The sequence below is a fragment of the Herbaspirillum chlorophenolicum genome, assembly GCF_001189955.1.
GTDB lineage: Bacteria > Pseudomonadota > Gammaproteobacteria > Burkholderiales > Burkholderiaceae_D > Herbaspirillum > Herbaspirillum chlorophenolicum.
Map to the genome: position 1 here is coordinate 1 of NZ_LFLT01000114.1, position 2575 is coordinate 2575.

The 2575-nt window shown below is 60.4% G+C and carries 3 protein-coding genes; 1 reads left to right on the forward strand and 2 read right to left on the reverse strand.

The features are described from left to right. Positions 1-152: 152 nt before the first annotated feature. Positions 153-1259, reverse strand: a complete 1107-nt coding sequence (locus AKL28_RS23270) for a sigma-54-dependent Fis family transcriptional regulator (RefSeq protein WP_082221655.1) — start codon at positions 1257-1259, stop codon at positions 153-155. Between the two features lie 174 nt (positions 1260-1433). Between AKL28_RS23270 and AKL28_RS23275 the strand changes: the two genes are divergently transcribed. Continuing rightward, positions 1434-2336, forward strand: a complete 903-nt coding sequence (locus tag AKL28_RS23275; protein ID WP_050470664.1) for a LysR family transcriptional regulator — start codon at positions 1434-1436, stop codon at positions 2334-2336. A gap of 42 nt (positions 2337-2378) precedes the next feature. Here the strand turns inward: AKL28_RS23275 and AKL28_RS24915 are convergent. Then, positions 2379-2575: hypothetical protein (locus AKL28_RS24915; RefSeq protein ID WP_197091090.1), on the reverse strand; the 197-nt coding region annotated here is incomplete at its 5' end.

Genomic DNA, 2575 nt, shown 5'->3' on the forward strand with positions numbered 1-2575 from the left:
TCTTCCTAAGCGAAATGGATAAGCCGGGCTCCTGCCCTGGCTTTGTTGATTGTGGTGGTCTGCCGCGCCAGCGGATGCGGCGGGTTTCCCTCTGGGTTCAAACGTATCCGGCAGCGTGCGCAAGCTCCCCGGCTTGCGCGCGCCGTGCCGGTTCAGGCGACGGCATACGCCGGCATCGCCTGGTCGCGCACATGTGGAATATCCAACTGGCGCAACTTGCGATACAGCGAGGCGCGGCACATCCCCAGTTGCCGCGAGGCGGCGGAGATGTTCCAGCGGCTGCCGACCAGCGCATCGATAACGCGCGTGCGCTCATCCCGGAGCGGGTCGCCTGATTGGCGGGAGGGAAACGCCATCGCATCGGCTTGTGGCACGATGGGACGGACATTGGCGGCCTGGCCGGTATGGCCCAGGTTGGCCGCCGTGAATTGCATCAGTTCTTCGGGCAGATCGCGCACTTCGATGCGCCCGTCATTCATGACCGCACAGCTATAGCGGATCACCGCATGCATCTGGCGCAGGTTGCCTGGCCACGGATAGGCCAGCATGCGCTGCAAGGCAGCCGGCGCAATCACGTGCTCATCCGGCTGGCCGCCCAGTTCGTCGGCAATCATCTGCATGATCAGGCGGCGGCGGTCGGCGCGCTCGCGCAGTGCGGGCAAACGCAGCACGCCACCGGCAATGCGGTAGTAAAGGTCTTCGCGGAAACGCCCTTCGGCGATCAGCGTCTTCAGGTCCTGGTGCGTGGCGCAGATCAGCTGCACATCCACCGGCACCGGATGCGGCGCGCCCAGCGGGATCACTTCCCGCTCGGAGAGCACGCGCAACAGGCGCGTCTGCAGCGCGAAAGGCATGTCGCCGATTTCATCCAGGAACAGCGTGCCGCCGTCGGCCTGCTGCACACGGCCCTTCATGCCGCCCGGCAGCGCGCCGGAAAAAGCGCCCTTGCAATAGCCGAACAATTCGCTCTCGGCCAGGCTCTCGGGAATGGAAGCGCAGTTGACCGCCACCCAGGCAGCCTGGCGGCGCTCGCTGTATTCATGCAGGGCACGCGACAGGTACTCCTTGCCAGTGCCGGTCTCGCCGAGAATAAGAACGGGGATACCGCGGTCGATCAGGCGCTTGCCGCGCTCAATCAGGTCGAGCATGGCCGGATCTCCACCGGAGAGCTGGTCGATTGCGCGATAGCGGGGGAAATTCGAACGAGCTGTTCTGACGTCGTTTTTTGCCAAAGGTAAAGCTACCGTTTGTGTCGGCATGATTGTCTCCTGTCTTGAACTGCTTTTTTTCTTATTCGCGGCAAGGCAGGCTTTTGGCGCCGCTTCACCTTTGAGGCGGTCGCAAGTTTGCCACCTCTGGATCGAAGAATAACGAGACAATCCGATGACTTCCAATACAATGTACAGACACAATCAATACCTTGAAGGTATTAAATGATCGAACTGAGACACCTGACATATTTCCGCACCGTAGCAGAAACCCTTCATTTTGGACGCGCGGCAGCGCTGTTGCATATCTCGCAACCCCCGCTTACACGGCAGATTGCGGCCTTGGAGAAGGAACTCGGCGCGCAATTGTTCGACCGCAGCAAACGCGCCATCCAGCTGACCCCCGCCGGCAAATATTTTTATCGCGATACAACAGAAATTTTCAAGGTGCTGGAACGTGCGAAACGCAACGTATCGTCATCCAGCACCGGCAAGAGCGGTTCGCTGAAGGTCGGTTTCATGATGTCTTCGGCCTATAACATCCTGCCCTCGGTCACGCGCCATTACTCGGCAGCCTTCCCCGAGGTCGACATGCGCCTGACCGAATACGTGCCCAACCTGCTGGCCACCGACATCGAAGACGAGCGGGTCGACGTGGGCATCATGTACCGCCCTGAAGACTGCAGCCGCCTGGTCAGCCACACGATCTATGCCGAACCGCTCCTGGCGGTTTTGCCCAAGGACCACCGCCTGGCCGACAAAGCCGCCATCTCGGTAGCCGAACTGGCCCAGGACCCGTTCGTCAACATTCCTCGCAGCATCGCGCCGGTGGTATTCGACATCATCGTCAACCACTGCCAATCCAACGGTTTCCGCCCACGCATCGTGCTCGAAGCCAACCTGCAGCAAACCATCGTCAACCTGGTCGGCGAAGGCCTGGGCGTAGCGCTGGTACCGACCTCGATGCAGGCCATGCACCTGGAGACGACCGTGTTCAAGCCGCTGCTCAATGCGCCGATGGTGGAGGTGGCAGTGATCTGGAACAAGGAGAATTCCAATCCGTGTATCCGGACGTTTGCGGATACGGCAGTGGAGGTGTGGAGGAAGTTGAGGCCGGTGGGGAATTGACGATCACGTGAAGTGCTGATCGACGCTGGTTCCCGACTTTCGTCAGGACGACGCGTAGAAGCGATAGCGGTCAAAAACACTGAAGCCGCAGGCGAGAAGCAAGCAAAGCAAGGCCGAAGGCGAGCCGGTTACGAAGTCCGCTTCTGACCAGCCGCTGGAGTTGCCGAAAAAATGGATCAGAAAGACAGTCGGAGCGAAGCGACTCTGTCTTTCCCATTTTTTCGGCAACTCCAGCGGGT